General features: G+C 76.2%; 24 protein-coding genes and 1 pseudogene. 9 read left to right on the plus strand and 16 right to left on the minus strand.

Features of this window, described 5'->3' with window-relative positions:
* The first annotated feature begins 38 nt into the window (after positions 1-38).
* Both ABC795_RS11455 and ABC795_RS11460 read left to right on the plus strand, forming a co-directional pair.
* Positions 39-275, plus strand: a complete 237-nt coding sequence (locus ABC795_RS11455) for a hypothetical protein (RefSeq protein WP_347057313.1) — start codon at positions 39-41, stop codon at positions 273-275.
* A gap of 81 nt (positions 276-356) precedes the next feature.
* A complete protein-coding gene (locus ABC795_RS11460) occupies positions 357-905 on the plus strand; it encodes a hypothetical protein (protein WP_347057314.1) in 549 nt (182 codons plus the stop codon).
* A gap of 65 nt (positions 906-970) precedes the next feature.
* Here the strand turns inward: ABC795_RS11460 and ABC795_RS11465 are convergent, their stop codons facing one another.
* The 4 genes from ABC795_RS11465 to ABC795_RS11480 form a co-directional block, all read right to left on the minus strand.
* On the minus strand, positions 971-1,393 hold the full coding sequence (locus tag ABC795_RS11465; protein ID WP_347057315.1) for an ethanolamine ammonia-lyase light chain EutC: 423 nt from the start codon (positions 1,391-1,393) through the stop codon (positions 971-973).
* Positions 1,339-1,683, minus strand: coding sequence for an ethanolamine ammonia-lyase light chain EutC (locus tag ABC795_RS11470; RefSeq protein ID WP_347057316.1), 345 nt, complete (start codon positions 1,681-1,683; stop codon positions 1,339-1,341). The genes ABC795_RS11465 and ABC795_RS11470 overlap by 55 nt, the downstream gene beginning before the upstream one ends.
* Before the next feature lie 129 nt (positions 1,684-1,812).
* A complete protein-coding gene (locus ABC795_RS11475) occupies positions 1,813-2,712 on the minus strand; it encodes an SDR family NAD(P)-dependent oxidoreductase (RefSeq protein ID WP_347057317.1) in 900 nt (299 codons plus the stop codon).
* A gap of 57 nt (positions 2,713-2,769) precedes the next feature.
* Positions 2,770-3,183: a hypothetical protein gene (locus ABC795_RS11480; RefSeq protein ID WP_347057318.1), complete on the minus strand. Its 414-nt coding sequence runs from the start codon at positions 3,181-3,183 to the stop codon at positions 2,770-2,772.
* 82 nt (positions 3,184-3,265) lie between these two features.
* On the opposite strand from ABC795_RS11480, the gene ABC795_RS11485 reads away from it, so the two are divergent.
* Positions 3,266-3,457 carry a DUF2277 family protein gene (locus tag ABC795_RS11485; protein WP_347057319.1) on the plus strand — a complete coding sequence of 64 codons (192 nt, stop codon included), beginning with the start codon at positions 3,266-3,268 and terminating at the stop codon, positions 3,455-3,457.
* Positions 3,412-3,534: pseudogene (locus ABC795_RS11490) on the plus strand (DUF2277 family protein); the annotation flags it as partial. The gene ABC795_RS11485 and the pseudogene ABC795_RS11490, both read left to right, overlap by 46 nt.
* Positions 3,535-3,631: 97 nt before the next feature.
* On the opposite strand, the gene ABC795_RS11495 reads toward ABC795_RS11490, so the two are convergent.
* Entirely contained in the window at positions 3,632-3,877 is a 246-nt protein-coding gene (locus ABC795_RS11495; protein ID WP_347057320.1) for a hypothetical protein, read from the minus strand.
* 110 nt (positions 3,878-3,987) lie between these two features.
* Here ABC795_RS11495 and ABC795_RS11500 point away from each other — a divergent pair, with 110 nt between their 5' ends.
* The gene (locus tag ABC795_RS11500; RefSeq protein ID WP_347057321.1) at positions 3,988-4,473 is read left to right on the plus strand and encodes a GNAT family N-acetyltransferase; all 486 of its coding nucleotides are present in this window, start codon (positions 3,988-3,990) and stop codon (positions 4,471-4,473) included.
* 52 nt (positions 4,474-4,525) lie between these two features.
* The gene (locus ABC795_RS11505) at positions 4,526-5,959 is read left to right on the plus strand and encodes a glycosyltransferase family 39 protein (protein ID WP_347057322.1); all 1,434 of its coding nucleotides are present in this window, start codon (positions 4,526-4,528) and stop codon (positions 5,957-5,959) included.
* Positions 5,960-5,969: 10 nt separating this feature from the next.
* Here ABC795_RS11505 and ABC795_RS11510 read toward each other — a convergent pair whose 3' ends face one another.
* The 6 genes from ABC795_RS11510 to ABC795_RS11535 form a co-directional block, all read right to left on the minus strand.
* Positions 5,970-6,671, minus strand: coding sequence for a glycosyltransferase (locus tag ABC795_RS11510; RefSeq protein WP_347057323.1), 702 nt, complete (start codon positions 6,669-6,671; stop codon positions 5,970-5,972).
* Positions 6,668-7,519, minus strand: coding sequence for an NAD(P)-dependent oxidoreductase (locus ABC795_RS11515; protein ID WP_347057324.1), 852 nt, complete (start codon positions 7,517-7,519; stop codon positions 6,668-6,670). Before ABC795_RS11515 ends, ABC795_RS11510 begins: the two co-directional genes overlap by 4 nt.
* Positions 7,516-8,319, minus strand: a complete 804-nt coding sequence (locus ABC795_RS11520; RefSeq protein WP_347057325.1) for an aldolase — start codon at positions 8,317-8,319, stop codon at positions 7,516-7,518. The genes ABC795_RS11515 and ABC795_RS11520 overlap by 4 nt, the downstream gene beginning before the upstream one ends.
* A 58-nt stretch (positions 8,320-8,377) precedes the next feature.
* Positions 8,378-9,454 carry an ABC transporter ATP-binding protein gene (locus tag ABC795_RS11525; protein WP_347057326.1) on the minus strand — a complete coding sequence of 359 codons (1,077 nt, stop codon included), beginning with the start codon at positions 9,452-9,454 and terminating at the stop codon, positions 8,378-8,380.
* The gene (locus tag ABC795_RS11530) at positions 9,451-10,848 is read right to left on the minus strand and encodes an iron ABC transporter permease (protein WP_347057327.1); all 1,398 of its coding nucleotides are present in this window, start codon (positions 10,846-10,848) and stop codon (positions 9,451-9,453) included. Before ABC795_RS11530 ends, ABC795_RS11525 begins: the two co-directional genes overlap by 4 nt.
* A gap of 209 nt (positions 10,849-11,057) precedes the next feature.
* Positions 11,058-12,068, minus strand: a complete 1,011-nt coding sequence (locus ABC795_RS11535; protein WP_347057328.1) for an iron ABC transporter substrate-binding protein — start codon at positions 12,066-12,068, stop codon at positions 11,058-11,060.
* Between the two features lie 94 nt (positions 12,069-12,162).
* Between ABC795_RS11535 and ABC795_RS11540 the strand changes: the two genes are divergently transcribed.
* The 3 genes from ABC795_RS11540 to ABC795_RS11550 all read left to right on the plus strand — a co-directional run bounded on the left by ABC795_RS11540 (position 12,163) and on the right by ABC795_RS11550 (position 13,593).
* The gene (locus ABC795_RS11540; protein WP_347057329.1) at positions 12,163-12,324 is read left to right on the plus strand and encodes a hypothetical protein; all 162 of its coding nucleotides are present in this window, start codon (positions 12,163-12,165) and stop codon (positions 12,322-12,324) included.
* A gap of 74 nt (positions 12,325-12,398) precedes the next feature.
* Positions 12,399-13,130: a hypothetical protein gene (locus ABC795_RS11545; protein ID WP_347057330.1), complete on the plus strand. Its 732-nt coding sequence runs from the start codon at positions 12,399-12,401 to the stop codon at positions 13,128-13,130.
* 79 nt (positions 13,131-13,209) lie between these two features.
* The gene (locus tag ABC795_RS11550; protein ID WP_347057331.1) at positions 13,210-13,593 is read left to right on the plus strand and encodes a PaaI family thioesterase; all 384 of its coding nucleotides are present in this window, start codon (positions 13,210-13,212) and stop codon (positions 13,591-13,593) included.
* 22 nt (positions 13,594-13,615) lie between these two features.
* Here the strand turns inward: ABC795_RS11550 and ABC795_RS11555 are convergent, their stop codons facing one another.
* The 5 genes from ABC795_RS11555 to ABC795_RS11575 form a co-directional block, all read right to left on the minus strand.
* The gene (locus ABC795_RS11555) at positions 13,616-13,846 is read right to left on the minus strand and encodes a hypothetical protein (protein ID WP_347057332.1); all 231 of its coding nucleotides are present in this window, start codon (positions 13,844-13,846) and stop codon (positions 13,616-13,618) included.
* 236 nt (positions 13,847-14,082) lie between these two features.
* Positions 14,083-14,496 carry a hypothetical protein gene (locus tag ABC795_RS11560; RefSeq protein WP_347057333.1) on the minus strand — a complete coding sequence of 138 codons (414 nt, stop codon included), beginning with the start codon at positions 14,494-14,496 and terminating at the stop codon, positions 14,083-14,085.
* A gap of 135 nt (positions 14,497-14,631) precedes the next feature.
* Positions 14,632-15,603, minus strand: a complete 972-nt coding sequence (locus tag ABC795_RS11565; RefSeq protein ID WP_347057334.1) for a ferritin-like domain-containing protein — start codon at positions 15,601-15,603, stop codon at positions 14,632-14,634.
* Between the two features lie 138 nt (positions 15,604-15,741).
* Positions 15,742-15,960, minus strand: a complete 219-nt coding sequence (locus ABC795_RS11570) for a hypothetical protein (RefSeq protein ID WP_347057335.1) — start codon at positions 15,958-15,960, stop codon at positions 15,742-15,744.
* A 129-nt stretch (positions 15,961-16,089) separates the two neighbouring features.
* Positions 16,090-16,881 (minus strand): enoyl-CoA hydratase/isomerase family protein, encoded by a 792-nt coding sequence (locus ABC795_RS11575; protein WP_347057336.1) that lies wholly within the window; start codon positions 16,879-16,881, stop codon positions 16,090-16,092.
* Positions 16,882-17,094 lie beyond the last annotated feature (213 nt).

Raw genomic sequence — 17,094 nt, forward strand, 5'->3', positions numbered from 1 at the left:
GTCCAGGGCCGGCGTCGGCACGGCGCTACGGTACGGAGATGCGCCCCTGGAAGCTGCTCGGCCTGGCCGGTCTCGCCGGAGTCGCGGCGGGGGGCGCCGTCCGGCTGCGCGACGAGCGGCAGCGCCGGGCGCACTCCCCCGACGACGTCCGCGCCCGGCTGCACGAGCGGCAGGCGGCGGCAGCGCAGCCGCCGGAGCCGGTCGTCCGCGCCACGCCCGCCGAGCTCACCGCCGGCCGCCGGCACCGGCTGGCCGGGCTGCTGCGGAACCGCTGACGACGCCGCGTCGCGCACGACCGGCATGACCCCGCAGGCCCGGGGTAGGGAGGTCGGACCACCGCCTCCCGAGGAGATCCCATGGCTCGCAACACCCTGTCCCGTTCACTGCACGACCTCGGCCTGTCCGCCTGGTTCGGAGGCACGCTGGCCAACGCGGTCGCCCTGAACGCCGCCGCCGGCGAGGCCGGGTCCGACTCCGCCACCGGCAGGGTCGCCAACGCCGGCTGGGACCGCTGGACGCCGGTCAACGCCGCCGCGATCGGCGTCCACCTGATCGGCAGCATCGGCCAGCTGCGCGCCAACAAGCAGCGGGTCGCGGCGCAGCAGGGCGTCGGCGGGATGTCGGCCCTCAAGACGCTGGTGACCGCGGCCGCCCTCGGCGCGACGGCCTACAGCCGGGTCCTCGGCCAGCGGGTCTCGGCCGCGGGCTCCGTGCCGTCGAAGTCGGGCACCCGGCCGAGCAAGCGGACCAAGGTGGCGCGGGCCGAGGTCGCCGCCGCCCAGCAGCAGCTGGACACCCTGCAGTGGGTCATCCCCGCCCTGACCGGCACGCTGGTCGCGATCAGCTCCTACGCCGGCGAGCAGCAGCGCCCGAGCGAGGTGGCCGCGGGCATCTCCGCCGGCTGACCCTCCGTGTGCTCCCCCGGCCGGCGCGGCACCCTGCCCGGCGCCGGCCGGGGTCGGCCCGCCGCTCAGCCGGCGCCGGACGGCAGCGCGGGGCCCTCGTCCTTGAGCGCCACGCCCGAGGCGCCGAGCACCCGCGCCGCCTCCAGCAGCCGCGCCACGAGATCGGCGGCCTGCGCGTAACCCAGCCCGTGCGGGGGCCGGACGTTGGAGACGCAGTTGCGCTCGGGGTCGACCCGGCCCGGTCGCGGGTCCCAGGTGAGGTAGACGCCGAGCGAGTCCGCCGAGGAGAGCCCCGGCCGTTCGCCGATCAGCACGAGCGCCACCCGTGCGCCGAGCGCCGCACCGATCTCGTCGCCGAGCGCCACCCGCGCCTGCGCGGCGAGGACCACCGGGGCCACCGACCAGTCGGCCAGCCGGTCCAGCAGCGCTGTCGTCAGGACGGCCCCGTGCTCGTGCACCGCCCGCGGCGAGAGGCCGTCGGCCAGCACGATGGCGACGTCGGCCTGTCGGCCTCCGGTCGCGGCAGCGACCAGCCCGGTGCCAGCCGCCGGCCGAGGTCGGGCCGCTGCAGGTACTGGGCCCGGTCGGCGGCCGCCGAGTGGGCCTCGAGAACCGGCAGCCCGTCGAGGGCCGCGCGCACGATGCCGGGGTCGAGGGCCGTGTGCACCGCATCGCGCGCCACCGCCTGCGCCCGCCGGAACTCCAGCTCCCGCGCGGTCGGCAACCCGTCTCCCGCCCGGCCGAGAGCCACCCGCGCCCGGGTCGCCGCCCGCAGCACCGCCCAGGGATCCGTGCCCGTCGGCCTCCCGCTGGGCCCCCGCACGGTCGGGCGGGCCCAGCCTGGCCCGGGCGCGGCCTCCGGGGAGTGTCCTGCGAGGGGACGGAACACGCTGTTCACACGCCCGCTTCAGATGCCGCGCCACCGCCCCTCGGTGGCGTTGCCGGCCGGCCGGGACCGGAACACGTTGCCCTCGGTGGGCTCCACCCGGTCGCCGGAGAGCGCGAGCCGCTGCAGCAGCGGCTCGACCAGCACGTCGTAGACACCGGGCAGCAGCCGGAAGCCGGCCGTGACGACGTGGTTGAGCACCCCGGCCTGCACGACCCGGCGCGGCCGGTCGAGGGTCGAGAGGATCCGGCGGGCCACCCGCTGCGGCGAGTACACCGGCGGCGGGGGCCGGCCGGTGCTGCCGGCCCACGACGCGCCCTGGTAGTAGATGGGCGTGTTCACCCCGCCGGGTTGGACGATCGAGACGGAGATCCCCGGCTCGTCCCGGGTCTCCTGCTGCAGCACCCGGGCCAGCGCCAGCTGGCCCCACTTGGCGACGGCGTAGGGACCCATGAGCGGTGTGGTCACGTTCCCGAGCAGCGAGTTGACGACGACGAGGTGCCCACCGCCCTGGCGCCGGAACACGGGCAGGACGTGGCGGGCCACCGTGGCGGTGCCGTGCAGCGCGGTGTCGACGACCCGCTCGTAGACCTGCTTGGGCACCTCCTCCATCCGGCCGTAGGCCATGACCTGGGCGGAGTGCACCACGACGTCGAGCCGGCCGAACTCGGCGACCGCGGCGGAGACGACCGCGGCGAAGGCGTCCTCGTCCAGGACGTCGGCCGGGCAGACGGTGACCGTCGCGGCGCCGGCCGCGCGCACCTCGGCGGCGGCGGCCTCCAGCGACTCCCGCCCGCGGGCGACGAGCGCCAGCCGGGCGCCCCGGCCGGCCAGCTGCACCGCCGTCGCCCGGCCGATGCCGCTGGATGCGCCGGTGATCAGCGCGGTGAGCGGGGACCCGTCGGAGTCGGGGATCGGCACGGGGACTCCTCGCCTGGAGCTACGGCCGGTGTCGGGACACCGGTTGTCCACGACCGACTACCCGTGCCCCCCGGCGGTCATGCGGTCGAGCTCCGCGAGCAGCCAGCCGGGCCCGGCGACGGCGACGCCGTCGGGCAGCCGGGCGCGCAGTCCCCGGTCGGCGGTGACGACGAGGACACCGACCCCACCGCCGGCCAGGCCGGTGACCGTCTCGGTGAGGGCGTCGTCGCCGCTACCGCCGGCCCGCACGACCGCCACGGCACCGGGCGCCGGAACGTCCCGGGCCGCTCCCTCGACGACGGCGATCACCCCGGTGCAGGCCAGCGGCCCACCGTCCGGGCCGGTCGTGTCGGCCTCGGGCAAAGCGGTCAGGCGGGCCAGCAGCCGGCTCGCCGCGCCGGCGCGGTCGCGCCACCACCCGTCGGGCCGGGAGCCGACCACGTTGGCGACGTCCACGACCAGCACCGTCACCTCGTCGCCTCCCGCTCCCCGCCCTCGACCGCGCGGTCTGCGACGCCGTCCGAACCGGGCCGCCGGCTCCTACCCTGCCGGCATGTGCCGCAACATCCGCCCGCTGGCGAACTTCGAGCCGCCCGCGGCCACCGACGAGATCCGGGCCGCCGCGCTGCAGTACGTGGCAAGACCAGCGGAACGGCGAAGCCGTCCCGGGCCAACACCGAGGTCTTCGACCGCGCCGTCGCGGAGATCGCCGCCGCCTCGGCCCGCCTCCTCGAGTCGCTGGTGACCACCGCGCCCCCACGCGACCGGGAGGTCGAGGCGGCCAGGGCCCGCGAGCGGGCAGCCCTGCGCCACCGCTCCTGACCGTGCCGGCCGGGGACCGCCGGTCTCCGCCTCTCCCGGCGAACGGCGCACGGCGCTGGTCGGCGAGGCCACGGCCGCGCTGGGCGTCCGACCGCGGTCAGTCCTCCGTCGCCGGGCCGACGTCGTGCGGGTCCGGCGTGCGGAAGGGCGGGTCGTCCGGCGGGTCGGCGTGCGCACCGCCGGCATCGGCCGGCGGGCGGTCGGTCTCCGCGGCGCGGTCGGGCTCCTCGCCCCCGACGCCGAACCCGTCGGCGGGCGCGGGTGCCCCCGCGCCTGGATCGGCCGCGGGGATGCCGTCGTCCGGACGGCCGAGGTTGGGTTCCAGGGGGCTCGACATCGACATGCCCCGCTCCCTACCCCGCCGGCGCGCCGTACTCCCCTGCCGCAGCCGGTCGTTCGCCGGGTCGACTCCCGGGCGCCGGACGGTGATCACCCCTCGGCTACAACTGCGGCATGACTCCCCCCGGCCCGACCCGTGCCGAGCCGCTGCTCCATCGCGCCCGGTTCGCCGACCTCACCCCCTTCGAGGTCTACGGGCTGTGCCGGCTGCGCGTCGACGTCTTCGTGGTCGAGCAGGAGTGCCCCTATCCGGAGCTCGACGGCCGGGACGTGGAGCCGGCGACCGAGCACCTGTGGCTGGAGGCCACCGACGGCGCCGTGCTGGCGACCATCCGGGTGCTCGACGACGGCGCGACGCGCGCCATCGGCCGGGTGGCCACCGCGGCCGGCGCCCGCGGCCGCGGGCTGGCCGCGCGGTTGATGGCGGAGGCGCTGGCGAGCTACGGCGACGGGCCGCTCACCCTCGGCGCCCAGGCGCACCTGCAGCACTGGTACGAGCGCTTCGGCTTCCGCCTCAGCGGACCGGGCTACGTCGAGGACGGCATTCCGCACGTGCCGATGCGGCGCGAACCGACCGGAGCCGGACCGCGCCCGGCGTGACCGGGTGCGGCCGGGTCGCGGGAACCCGATCAGGGTCGCCTAACCTGCACGGGTGGCGACGGTGACGGAGCGGCCGGCCGCGCCCAAGGTGGTCGCGCCGGTGCCCCGCTGGTCGCCCGCGGAGCTGCTGCCCGCAGTGCTGGTCACGGTTCTCGGCGGGTGGCTGCTGAGCGCCGGCCACGGGCTGTGGTTCGACGAGCTGTTCACCGCGGAGGTGGCCCGGCTGCCGTTGCGCGAGATCCTCACCGCGATCGCCAGCGGCGAGGGCACCGCCAGCTACCTGGCCGGCGTCCCGCCGTCGTACAACGCCCCCTACTACCTCGTCGTGCACGTGTGGATGTCCCTCCCGGGCCTCGGCGGGGACACCTCGCTGCGCGTGCTCTCGCTGCTGGCGACCGCGGGCGGGCTGACCCTGATCACCCGCGCCGTCACCCGCCTCTCCGGTCGGCCCACCGGAGTGCTGGCCGGGCTGGTGCTCGCGACCGCCCCGCTGGTGCTCGAGCAGTCGGTGGAGGCCCGCAGCTACGGGCTGGCCGTCCTGGCCACCGGCGCCGCGGCGCTCGGGCTGGTCCGCTGGCTCCAGGAGGCGCCACGGGGCCTGCTGCTGTTCGGCCTGGCGGGGGCGGGCATGGGTCTGGCCCATTGGTACGCCGTCACCGTGCTGGCCGCCTTCGTCGTGGCGGCGGTGCTGCTGCGACCGCGCCGCGCCCTCCCCGTCGTGGTCACCGGGGCGCTGGCCGCCCTGCCGGCCGCGGGCTTCGTGGCGCTGGCCGTGCTCAACGGAACGGGTGCACGCAACGCCGAGCACCTGCGCGACACCGACGGCCGGCTGGTCGCCCTCGCCGCGGAGGCCTGGGCCGGTGGGCGCACGCCGCTGCTCTGGCTCGGGATCGGGCTGGCGGTGGTCGGAGCCGTCCGCGCGACCGGCGTCCGGGTCGTCGGCGCCTGCTGGGTGCTGGTGCCGCTGGCGCTGCTCGTCCTGACCGAGCTGGTGCGCCCGGTGTTCCTGCCCCGGTACCTGCTGGCCGGCCTGCTGGGCCTGGGCGTGCTCGCAGCGGCCGGGGCCATGTCGCTGCCGCGGCCGGCGCGCGTCCCGGCGGCGGCGGTGCTGCTCGGCTGCTCGTTGCTCGCGTCCGCGCCGCTGGCCGACCGGGGCCCCCGCGAGCGGGCCGACGAGGTGGTGGCGTTGCTGGCCGACCTGCACCAGCGGGGGGAGCCGATCGTCGCCGCGGACCAGCGGTCGGCCACCGGTCTGGACCACTACGTGCGCACGCTCGCCGCCCAGCTGCGCCCCGACGTCGTCCTGCCGCCCGACGACGCCCCGGCCGGGGAGGACCGGGTGTGGCTGGTCCGGCGGCTCATCGACGGCCGCCCGGAGCCCACCGACGACGACGCGGTGCTGCAGGAGGCGGGCATGCGGATGAGCCGGCAGTACGACTTCCCGGCCGGCAAGACCGATCTCGTCGTCCAGCTCTGGGTCCGCTGAACGGTCCCGGTCAGCGGCGGGTGCGCACCGCCCAGGCCAGCGACCGGGCCGACTGCCGCACCCGGGCGCCGGCCGTCCACGCCGACCGGCCCACCGGACGCCGGGCGCGGGTCACCGGCACGCTGGTCACCGGCCGGCCGGATCGGCCGACGGCGAGCACCACGCTGGGCGCCCCGCGGTCGCGCACGCCGCTGAGGACGGCGGCGCGCACGACCGGTCCCAGGGCGAGGAACGCGCCGGCGTCGGGAGGGAGCCCGGTCAGGGTTCCGGCCACCCGCCGGTGCAGCGTGCCGGTGAGCCGGCGCAGCGGCGACTCGTAACGACCGCGCCGCCCGGCGAACACCGCCTCGACGTCGCCGCACGCCAGCCGGTCCAGCAGCAGCGGCACCGCCTCGGGCGGGTCCTGCAGGTCGGCGTCCAGGCACACCCAGACGTCGGCGTCCGCCTCGTCGGCCAACCCGCGGGCCAGGGCCGCGTGCTGCCCCCCGTTGACGGTCAGCACGGTGACCCCGATGCGGGGGTCGTCGTCGGCGAGGGCCGCCGCCACCGCCGCGCTGCCGTCCGGAGAGGCGTCGACCACCAGCCGCAGCCGCCACGAGCGGCCCACGAGCGCCGCGCCCAGCCGGCCGGCGAGCTCGGCGAGGGTCGCCTCGTTGCCGTACACCGGGACGACGACCGCGACCCGGGGCTCCCCCGCCGCGGGGACGCTCATCCCGCCGCCCAGGTGCGCGCCAGCCCCTCGGCGAGGTCGACCGTGGGCGCCCAGCCGAGCAGCTGCCGCGCCCGCGCGGGGTCGCACACCCAGTCGGCGGTGTCCCACCCCCGGCCGGGATGGGCGCCCGGAGCCGTCGCGATCGGCCGGCCCGTGGCCCGCTCGGCGGTCGCCACCAGCTCCTCCGTGCTCGTCTGCACACCGGTGCCGATGTTGAGGACCACCCCCGGCGGCAGCCGGTCGTCCACCGCGGCGCGCACGCAGGCGTCGACGACGTCGCCGACCCACACCCAGTCCCGCCTGCTCAGCCGTGCCGGCAGGGCGACGGTGCCGCCCTCGCGGGCCGCGGCCATCACCACCGGCACCAGCCGGGTGGGGTGGTCGCCGGGTCCGTACACCTGGAAGGCGCGCAGGACCGCGGCGCGCACACCGCGCTCGGCCGCGGCCGCCTGCAGCAGCAGCGAGCCCGCCGCCTTCGTCGCGCCGAAGAAGCCCCGCGGCTCCAGGGCCGCGTCCTCGGTCAGCGGCCGGGGTGCCGCCGCGTACTCGGTGGACGATCCCAGCCGCACCACGGCACGGCAGCGGTCGGGCAGTGCGTCCACCAGCCACGGCGTGGTGTTGACCGCCGTGGTCGCGGCCCGGTCCGCGGAGGTCGCCTTGGCGCGGCCCGCGGCGAGGGCGAACACGACGTCGGGGTCGGCGGCACGCACGGCGGCGGCCCCCGCACCGGGATCGGCCAGGTCCACGTCCCGGCGGGTGAGGCCGACGACGTGCCAGCCATCCCGCTCCAGCCGGTCCACCAGGTGCCGGCCGACGAAACCGCCGGCCCCGGTCACGAGCGCCCTCACGCCGGCTGCGGTACCGGTCCGGTCACGCCCGCGCGCGACCCCTCGACGGCCGCGGCGAAGGCCCGGCGCAGCTCGGCCGCCCGGGCCGGACCGGCCGCGCGCACGTCCGCCAGGGCCGCGAGCAGCCGGGGCACCTCCACGAACGGGTCGCGGCCGGCCATGTCGGCGGTGAAGGAGCGCCGCAGGAACGTGAACTCGGCGCCGGTACGGACCAGCTCGGCGGCGAGCAGGTCGCCCGGCACCGGGAACCCCCGCCCCGGAAGGGTCAGACCGCCGACCCCGAACGAGGTCCGCACCTGCGCGCGGACCGCGTCGACGGTGCCGTCCAGCAGGGGACGGAACAGCTCGGTGGACCCACGGTCGATGCGCAGGTCGTTGAGCCCGACGTAGATGCGGGACAGCGGCCGCTGCGCCAGCTCGGCCGCCCGGTCCACGGCGTCCTGGGTCTCCACCAGGATGCCCAGCCCGCAGCGGCCCGCGACCAGCTCCAGCGTCCGGTCGACCTCCTCGACCGTCCGCACCATGGGGAGCAGGATCTCGTCGGCGCCGCGCCCGACGGCCTCGGCGACCTCACCTGCGGTCCACGGCCCGTACCCGTTGATCCGGCAGACCAGCCACCCGGGGGTGGCGGCCCGCATCACGCTCAGGTCCTCGGGGGTGTCGGCGTTGATCTGGGTCCCCTCACCCGCCTGCCGCCGGTGCTTGCCGCGGCACTCCCAGTCGACGACGATCCCGGCCGCGCCGGCGGCGACCACGTCGCCGCCCCACTGCGGCTCGGTGGTGAAGAGGAAGAGGTCCATGCGGGTCAGCTTAGGCTCTCCTAACCCGATCTCCGCGCGCGGTCCGCGGTGCGCCGCGTCAGGCCGCCGGATCGGGGACGGCGGTGCGCGGAGCCGCCCCGGGAGCCGGGTAGGTCAGCGCGGCACCGGCCACCTCGATGGCGACCTCCTGCCCGACCGAGGGGAGGTCGGCGCCCTCCAGCCGGGCGGTCACGGTTCCGCCGTCGGGGAGGGTCAACCACACCCGGGAGTCGTGCCCGTAGAAGTCCACGTTGCGCACCCGCGCCCGCACGCCCGACGATGCGAAGGGCGCGCCGAGCCGGAGCTGCTCGGGCCGCAGCAGCACGCGGACGGGTCCGTCCACCGCCGGCTGCCCGACCGGGAGGACGCCGAGCGCGCAGTGCGCCCGGCCGTCGCGCAGCTCGCCGTCGAGGACGACCGACTCCCCGACGAACGCCGCCACGTCCAGGTCGGCGGGGCGCCGGTAGAGGGTGCGCGGGTCGGTGAGCTGGACCAGCCGCCCGCGGCGCAGCACGGCCACCTGGTCGGCCATCGACAGCGCCTCCGCCTGGTCGTGGGTCACCAGCACCGCGGTGGCCCCCGCCGCGGTCAGCGCCGCGGCGACGGCCTGCCGGGTGTCCTCGCGCAGGCCGGCGTCGAGGGAGGAGAACGGCTCGTCCAGCAGGACGAGGGAGGGGGCGGGCGCCAGTGCCCGCGCCAGCGCGACGCGCTGTTGCTGGCCCCCGGAGAGCTGGTGCGGCGACCGATCGGCCAGCTCGGCGTCCAGCCCCACGAGGCCGAGCAGCTCGCGCACCCGCCCGGTGTCCCGCCGGAGCCGTCGGGGCAGCCCGAACACGACGTTGCCGGCCACGGACAGGTGCGGGAACAGCCCGCCCTCCTGCGGCACGAACCCGATGCCGCGCCTGCGGGCGGGCACCCCGCGCCCCGCGCCGGTCACGATGCGGTCCCCCACCGCCACGGTGCCCGCGTCAGGGGTGTCGAAGCCGGCCACCAGCCGCAGCAGGGTCGTCTTGCCGCAGCCCGACGGGCCGAGCAGGGCGGTGAGGCTGCCGGCCGGCACGTGCAGGTCGACGCCGGTGAGGACGGGTGCGGGACCGAACGCCTTGCTCAGGCCGGTCACGGTCAGGGAGCTCATGGGATCAGACCTCGTCGGGTGTCGCGGGACAGCAGCACGGTGGCCGGCGCGGACAGCAGCACCATGACCAGCGCGTACGGAGCGGCGGCCCCGTACCGGAGGGCGCTGCTGGCCGACCAGAACGCCGTCGCCAGCGTCGTCGTCCCGGTGGGGGCCAGCAGCAGGGTGGCCGTCAGCTCGGTGACCACCGCGAGGAACACCAGCGCCGCGCCCGCGCCCAGACCCGGCGCGAGCAGGGGCAGGGTGACCCGGCGCAGCCGGTCGGCGCCGGAGGACCCCAGCGACGCGGCCACGTCGTCGTAGAGCGGCGGGGACTGCTCGACCGCCGCCCGCACCGTCACGATCGCCCGGGGCAGGAAGAGGATCGCGTAGCCGGCCAGGAGGACCGGCACGGTCTGGTACAGCCACGGCGCGCCCCGGATGCTGAGGGTGACCAGCGCCAGCGCGACGACGATGCCGGGGACCGCGCTGCCCAGGTAGGTGGCCCGCTCCAGCAGCGTCGCCACCCGGCTCCGGGCGCGGACGGCCAGCCAACCGGTGGGCAGCGCCATCGCGGTGGTGACCAGGGCCGCGACCGCCGCCAGGGCCAGGGTGCTGCCGGTGGTGGCGGCCAGGTCGCCCCAGGGGACACCGTCGGAGACGCCCGCCAGCATCCAGTACGTCACCCCGCCGAGCGGGACGAGCAGCGCGGCGCCCACCAGCGCAGCGAGGCCCAGCAGGGCCGGCACGGCGAGCCGGCCCAGCCGCACCGGGCGCACCGGCCGCGCGGCGCCACGACCGCTGCCCGCGTACCCGCGTGCACCGCGCAGCCGCAGCTCACCCAGCAGCAGCAGGAGGCAGAGCAGCACCAGGACGCCGGCGAGCGTCGTGGCGCCGGGCCCGTTGAACGTGGACCGGTACTGGTCGTAGATGGCGGTGGTGAAGGTCGGGTAGCGCAGCATCTGCAGGGCGCCGAACTCGGCGAGCAGGTGCAGCGCCACGAGCAGGCCGCCGCCCAGGAGCGCCACCCGCAACTGGGGCAGCTGCACCCGCCTGAACACCGCCCAGTCGGACAGGCCGAGCCCGCGGGCGGTGTCCTCCAGCGCCGGGTCCAGCCCCCGGAAGGCGGCGACCACCGGCAGGTAGACGAACGGGAAGTAGGACAGCGAGACCACCAGCAACGCGCCGGCGTAGGTGTCCAGCCCGGGCAGCAGCGAGACCCACGCGAAGCTGTTCACGAACGCCGGCACCGCCAGCGGCGCCACCAGCAGCACGTGCCAGAGCCGACGGCCGGGCACCGTCGAACGCTCGACCAGCCAGGCCGCGCCGACGCCGAGGACGGCGCAGACGGCGACGGTGCCCATCGCCAGCCGGCCGGTGTTCCAGAGCAGCTCGGCGACCCTCGGCCGCAGCACCAGGTCGCGGATGCCCGACCAGCCGAGCTCGGCGGTGTAGCCGGCGATGTAGGCCAGCGGTAGCAGCGCCAGCGCCGCGACGCAGACGGCCAGCGCCAGGGTGACCGGGGAGCGCCGCAGCCGTCCGCCGTCGCGCGCGGACGCGCGGGAACCCCGGGACGCCGGCCGGGCCGGCGTCCCGGGGCCCGGGTCCTGCAGAGCGGCAGCAGTCAGAGCAGGCCCACTTCCTGCATCAGGTCGGTGACCGCCGGGGCGTCGAGGCTGCCGGGGTCCAGCTCCGGTGCCTGGAGGTCTGCCAGCGGTGGCAGCGCGTCGGCCGACGCGACGCCGGTGCCGACGGCGTACTCGAGGGCGGTGCTCTCGGCCAGCCGCTCCTGCGCCGCGCGGGCGGTGAGGAAGGCGACCAGCTGCTGCGCCTGCTCGCGCTGGTCGGAGGAGGCGAGCACCCCGGCGCCGGAGACGCTGAGGAAGGCGCCCGGGTCCTGGTTGCCGAAGTAGTGCAGCGACGCGTCGTCGCCGATGAGCCCGCCCTCGGCCTGGTCGCGGTACCAGTAGTAGTGGTACATCACCCCGAGGTCGACCTCGCCCTCGTCGACGGCCTTCATCACCGCGGTGTTGCTGGCGTAGATCTCGGCGTTGCGCTCCAGGCCGGTCAGCCAGGCGCGGGTGGCCTCCTCCCCCTCCAGCGCGAGCACGGCGCTGACGATCGCCTGGAAGTCCGCTCCACCGGCGGCGATCCCGACCCGGCCCTCGTACTCCGGCTCGGCCAGCTCGAGGATCGAGGCGGGCAGCTGCTCCGCGGGCACCGCGTCCGGGTCGTAGGCCAGCACGGTGGAACGGGCGGCGAAACCGGTCCAGTTGCCCGACGACGGCCGGAACTGCTCGTCGACCTGGGCGAGGGTGTCCTCGTCCAGCGGCGCCAGCAGCCCCGCCCGGTCGACGACGTCGATCGCGGGGCTGTTCTCGGTGAGGAACACGTCGGCCGGTGAGGCCTCGCCCTCCTCGATGATCTGGTTGGCCAGCTCGGAGTCGTTGGCGTCTCGGAACTCCAGCTCGATGCCCGTCTCCTCCGTGAAGTCGGCCAGCATCGTGCGCACGAGGCTCTCGTGCTGCGCGCTGTACACGGTGAGCGTGTCGGAGTCGGAACCGCAGGCGGCCAGCGAGGCCGCGAGGGTGAGGGTGGAGACGACGCCGACGGTCGCACGCCCGAGCCTGGTCATGCATGTCCTCCTACGGATAGGCGAGGCATACCTAAGCATGCTCGATCTCGCCCCGGCCAGCCGCCTCCCGGCGGAGCCGGCTACGACGGAGGTCGTGACCGGTCCCGCCCCCGCGACGCAGCGGGACCACCGACGACGCCGCGATCTCCCCGCCCTCGCCCCTCCGCTGGCCGCCTGGCTGCGCGCGGCCGCCGACGGACCGGTGCCCCCGCCGCCCGTCGCGGTCGCCCGCCGGCTGGCCGACCGCCTGCCCTGACGCCGGCCCCCTGCACCAGCCGCTTGCCGACTCCGGCCGAGGGATCCTCCGGCCGGACTGGGTAGGCGTGGTGGATGCAGCGGCAACCCACGCCCGGCTCCGCGCCCGGCGATCGCCCCGAGGAGCTTCCGGAGGCCCCGGACGCACCCGAGAAGGAAGGGCTCGCCCGGCGGCTGGACAAGCCGATGGGGGCGCTCGGCCTGGTGTTCGTCCTCGTCGTCCTCGGGCAGTCGCTGGCCCGGGACCCGTGGCTGGTGACCACGCTGAGCGTCACGGGCTGGGTGCTCTGGGCCGTCTTCGTCGCCGAGTTCGCCCACCGGGCCATCACCGCCCGCGACAAGCGGCGGTTCTGGACCCGCAACTGGTGGCAGCTGGTCTTCCTCGCCATACCGTTCCTGCGGTTCGCCCGTGCGCTGACCCTGCTGCGGGCGGCCCGTGTCGGCGGGGTCGTCTCGGCCGCCGTCCGCGGGTCACGGTCGGCCGGCCGGCTGCTCAGCGGGCGGATCGGCTGGCTGGGCGCGGTGACCGTCGTGGTGGTGCTGGGGGTGAGCCAGCTGCTCTACGTGCTCGGCGCCTACGACTCCTACGTCACGGCTCTCTACGAGGCCGCGCTGGCCACCGTCAGCGGGCAGCCGCTGACGGCCGACGGCGGGCTCGCGCGGGTCCTCGACATCGTCCTCGCCGTCTACTCCGTGGTGGTGTTCGCCACGGTCGCCGGCGCGCTCGGCGCCTACTACCTCGACCGCCGCGAGGGCGAGCGCAGTGGCGCCGGGGATCGCGCCCCGGCCGGTGCGCCGGGCGCCTGAGCGCTCCGGACCGCCGCGCCGACCCCAGGTTCTCCGGCCGCCGGGCGTGCTCACCTCCCGGCAGGGGTAGGGGCGGGCGATGAGCGAGGATGTGCGCACGGGTGGGTTCGCCGAGCGACTGGGGGCCCGCCCCGAGTCGGCGCAGGACGGTTCGGCGCGGATGAGCTTCGAGGTGACCGAGGAGCACCTCAATCCGGCCGGCACGCTGCACGGCGGGGTGCTGGCCACGCTGGTCGACACGGCGATGGGGCTGGCGGTGCGCACCACCACCGGGGAGGGCGAGGTGCCCGCGACCAGCCAGCTCACGGTCACCTACCTGCGGCCGGGGAGGCCCGGCCCGCTGCAGGTGACGGCCCGGCAGCGCACCCGCGGGGAGCACCTGACGGTGTGCGAGGCCGACGTGGAGCAGGAGGGCAGGGCGCTCGCCCACGCCGTCGCGACGTTCGCGCTGCTGGCCCGCTGACGTCCGCCCTCCGGCCCCGCCGTCAGACCAGGGCCGGGGCCCGCTCCGCCAGGAGAGGGATGACGGCGCTGCTGGTGTCGTTGACGTTGTTGTCCTCGTCCCCGGTCTGGGCGACGACGAGGATGTAGGTGAAGATCGCCGCGAGGACCAGCAGGATCGCGAGCGGGATCAGGACGCGGCCGAGCCGGCGGCCCTTGGATGTGCCGTGCCCGTCGGCCGGGTCCTGCCTGCCGTCGTCGTGGGGGTGCGCCATCTGTGCGGCCTCCTGGGTCCTGAGCGGGAGGCGGCCGGATGACCGCCTTTCCGCTCCATGCCCCGGGGAGCCGCGGACCACGCCCCGATCCGGCGTCTGCGGGCGGCGCGGCAGGCCGACGGCCGGCTGGACCGGGACGCGGCCTGGCACCACCCCGAGCCGACGGACGCCGTCCGGGAGGTCACCCGGGCGGGTCGCCTCCTGGAGGGGCGTCGAGGTCCGCTGACCGCCGGCGGTCAGCGGCCCGGGCGGGTGCCGGCGAGCTCGCGGGCCGAGGCGGCGGCGTCGGCGTCGAGCTGGCGGGCGACGGACTCGGTGAACGCGTCCCAGGCCTGCTCCGGGCTGACGCCCAGGGCGGCGGCGATCTGCTCCCAGTCGGCGCCGCCGCGCAGCGCGGCACGGATGCCGACCAGCTGGCTGTCGTGCGCCTTCCGCGAGACGACCTCGCCGAGGGCCAGCAGCTCGAGCGACTCGTAGACGTCGAGCTGGGTACCGGTGTCGCGGAGGGAGGCCGCCCACGACTCGGCGTCGTCGTCGCGGACGATGTTGAGCGCAGTGTCGCCGTTGTCGCGGCGACTGAGGAAGTCCAGCCGGGTCGCGGCCGTCGTCAGCGAGAACTCCGTCTCGAGGGCCTCGGGTGTGATGCTCATGGGTACAAGCTTCCCCTTCGCCGTCGGCGTGCGAAACCCGCGGTCAGCGCGGTCTCGCGCACGCGGAGGGCCCGCACCCCCCGTGGGGATGCGGGCCCTCCGACTGCAGCGTGCTCCTGCGAGGCGGGTCCTGCGTCAGCTGTCGACGCCGACCGCTTCCTTGGCCAGGGCGGCCAGCTGGGTCTGCGCGGCGCTGGCCACGTTGGCCCGGGCCTTGTGCGTCTCCTCGTAGCGGATGATCACGTTGATGTCGTGCGGCGTCTTCAGCTGCTTGATCGCCTTGACGGCATCCTGGACCGACAGCGAGTCGTACCCCTTGATCGGCAGCTCGTCGGCGGTCACGTCCCCGAGCTCCTCACGGGCCTCGCGGGCGACGTGGGCGGCGTCCTTGTCGCCCTCGCGCTCGGCGATCCGCTCGGCGCGGCGCAGCGAAGCGGCGCGGCCGACCGTGAGGGTCTCGCGGACGGCGCCGGTGAGGGCGGAGGCGCGGTCACCCACGGCGGAGAACCGCTCGGAGGTCTCCTCGCCGGCGTGACGCACCGTGTCGACGGCGTTGTTCACCGTGTTGGCCCAGAACCGGACCGGCGCGTTGACCGCGCGGGCGACGCCACCGGCCACCTTCTGCACCGGGGTGGGCTGCAGGGCGGCGGGGCCGCCGAGGGCCTCCTCGGCGAGCACCACGGTGAGCCACTCGACGGTGGCCTTGTGGGCGCCGATCAGCTTCTCGGCCAGCTGCTGGGTCTTCGTCTGGCCGGCGGCCTCCGCGAGCACCTTGAGGTACGTGGCGCGGTCGAGCAGCTGGTGCTCGAGCTGCAGGTCGGTGAGGAGCGCCTCCTCGAGCGGGGCAGCCTGCTCGAAGGTCGCCTTGAGCACCGCCGAGAGCCGGCCGATGGCCGGGGTGACGACGTCCGGCACGCCACCGAGCGCACGCAGCTGCTCGGTGATCTCGATGGTGCGGGCGGCGGCGTTGTCGGCGTTCTCGGTGAGCTCCCGGCGCACGGCGTCGGTGCGGGCCTGGGAGATGCGGGTCCGTGCGACCTGCTCCTCGGTCTGCGTGAGCAGGACGAGGGCGCGCAACTGGTTGATCAGCTTGGTGTTGTCGGTCATGAGGGTTGCAGCTCCAGAGATCGAGGATGACCTGACGCTCTGGTACATGCCCCGCATCCCGGGGTGCTAACAACTGCAAGCAGATTGCTAGCAGTGAGCCTGGTCACCCCATCGGGTGACCAGGCCTGGGGGCGCGGCTCAGCCGGCCTCGGCCGGCACCCGCTCCGCCGCGTCCGCCCGCCGGGGGCGGACGTCGAAGCGCAGCACCGGCTGGGTCACGTCGTCGGTGACCTCGTACGGCGGGCGCGGGGCGAGCCGGACCGGGCGGGGCGGCAGCGGTGACGGCGGCATGGTCTTGCCGCAGCCGACGCAGTAACGGCCTCGCTGGTGCACGGCGCCGCAGTGCGCACAGTTCATGAGGACTCCTCGGGCTCGACCGACAGGGACGGTCGGACCCTGACAGCCGCGACCGGCGGTGCGCGCCCCCGTCGGACTGGAGTGACGAGCCGTTACGCGAACGTCATGAACCACACGGTTCCGTATCCGTCAGCGCCCGGTCCAGCGCGGCGCCCGCTTCTCCAGGCGGGCGGCGATCCCCTCCTTGCGGTCCTCGCTGAGGTAGGGGTTGGGGCCGACGTCGAGCCGCAGGCCCTGCCAGAGCGGCAGCTCCAGGGCCTTGACGGCGGTCTCCTTCATCCGGCGGACGGAGACGGGGGCGTTGGCGGCGATCCGGTCGGCCAGGCCGAGCGCCGTCGGCAGCACGTCCTCCGGGTCCACCAGCCGGTTGAGCAGCCCCCAGCGCTGGGCCTCGGCCGCGTCGATCGGATCGCCGGTGAAGAGCATCTCCAGGGCGATGCCCACCGGGATGCGCTTGGGCAGGACGACGGAGCCGAAGTTGGCCCCCATGCCGATCGCGGCCTCGGGCAGCGCGAAGTGGACCGCGGGCGAGGCGATCCGCAGGTCGCAGGCGAGCGCCAGCTCGAAGCCCCCCGCCACGGCCGGCCCGTTGAGCGCGGCGATCACCGGCACCGGCGTCTCGGTGACCACCTCGAACACCGCCCGGGCGGGCCGGTTCATCGGCGGGCGGAACCGCTCGCCGCGCTCGTCCGCCGCGCGGATCTCCTTGAGGTCGAACCCGGCGCAGAACGCCGGGCCGTTGCCCGTGAGCACCACGGCGCGGACGCCGTCCTCGACCACGCGCAGGAACTGCTCGACCAGGTCGGCCTGCACCTCGGTGGACAGGGCGTTGCGCCGCTCGGGCCGGTCGAGGGTGAGAAGCCGGACGTGCCCGCGGTCCTCGACGACCAGGCCGGACTCGTGCCGCTGCGCATCGCTCATGCCCGCACCTTGACCCGGCCGCCGTCCACGGGGCAAGCCGGCCGCGGAACCCGCGCGCGGAGCCGGGGCACGGCCCGCAGGGCCCGGTGCGGAGGCAGCCGGTGGATGCCCGCCCGCGGGGATCACGGCGGTGCCGTCGCCGGCTCCGGAGACGTCGGTCTCCGCTTCCTCCGCGAAGCAGAGACCGACTGTGCACAGGGACCGACCGCCCGG

This window comes from Blastococcus sp. HT6-30, assembly GCF_039729015.1.
Taxonomy (GTDB): Bacteria; Actinomycetota; Actinomycetes; order Mycobacteriales; family Geodermatophilaceae; genus Blastococcus.

Excerpts from the sequence above, each read along its gene's own strand:
- ABC795_RS11510 (WP_347057323.1), bottom strand. The coding sequence starts at position 6,671 with ATGAGCGTCCCCGCGGCGGGGGAGCCCCGGGTCGCGGTCGTCGTCCCG.
- ABC795_RS11460 (WP_347057314.1), top strand. The coding sequence starts at position 357 with ATGGCTCGCAACACCCTGTCCCGTTCACTGCACGACCTCGGCCTGTCC.
- ABC795_RS11565 (WP_347057334.1), bottom strand. The coding sequence starts at position 15,603 with ATGACCGACAACACCAAGCTGATCAACCAGTTGCGCGCCCTCGTCCTG.
- ABC795_RS11555 (WP_347057332.1), bottom strand. The coding sequence starts at position 13,846 with ATGGCGCACCCCCACGACGACGGCAGGCAGGACCCGGCCGACGGGCAC.
- ABC795_RS11550 (WP_347057331.1), top strand. The coding sequence starts at position 13,210 with ATGAGCGAGGATGTGCGCACGGGTGGGTTCGCCGAGCGACTGGGGGCC.
- ABC795_RS11520 (WP_347057325.1), bottom strand. The coding sequence starts at position 8,319 with ATGGACCTCTTCCTCTTCACCACCGAGCCGCAGTGGGGCGGCGACGTG.
- ABC795_RS11570 (WP_347057335.1), bottom strand. The coding sequence starts at position 15,960 with ATGAACTGTGCGCACTGCGGCGCCGTGCACCAGCGAGGCCGTTACTGC.
- ABC795_RS11545 (WP_347057330.1), top strand. The coding sequence starts at position 12,399 with ATGCAGCGGCAACCCACGCCCGGCTCCGCGCCCGGCGATCGCCCCGAG.
- ABC795_RS11485 (WP_347057319.1), top strand. The coding sequence starts at position 3,266 with ATGTGCCGCAACATCCGCCCGCTGGCGAACTTCGAGCCGCCCGCGGCC.
- ABC795_RS11455 (WP_347057313.1), top strand. The coding sequence starts at position 39 with ATGCGCCCCTGGAAGCTGCTCGGCCTGGCCGGTCTCGCCGGAGTCGCG.
- ABC795_RS11575 (WP_347057336.1), bottom strand. The coding sequence starts at position 16,881 with ATGAGCGATGCGCAGCGGCACGAGTCCGGCCTGGTCGTCGAGGACCGC.
- ABC795_RS11525 (WP_347057326.1), bottom strand. The coding sequence starts at position 9,454 with ATGAGCTCCCTGACCGTGACCGGCCTGAGCAAGGCGTTCGGTCCCGCA.
- ABC795_RS11535 (WP_347057328.1), bottom strand. The coding sequence starts at position 12,068 with ATGACCAGGCTCGGGCGTGCGACCGTCGGCGTCGTCTCCACCCTCACC.
- ABC795_RS11495 (WP_347057320.1), bottom strand. The coding sequence starts at position 3,877 with ATGTCGATGTCGAGCCCCCTGGAACCCAACCTCGGCCGTCCGGACGAC.
- ABC795_RS11560 (WP_347057333.1), bottom strand. The coding sequence starts at position 14,496 with ATGAGCATCACACCCGAGGCCCTCGAGACGGAGTTCTCGCTGACGACG.
- ABC795_RS11500 (WP_347057321.1), top strand. The coding sequence starts at position 3,988 with ATGACTCCCCCCGGCCCGACCCGTGCCGAGCCGCTGCTCCATCGCGCC.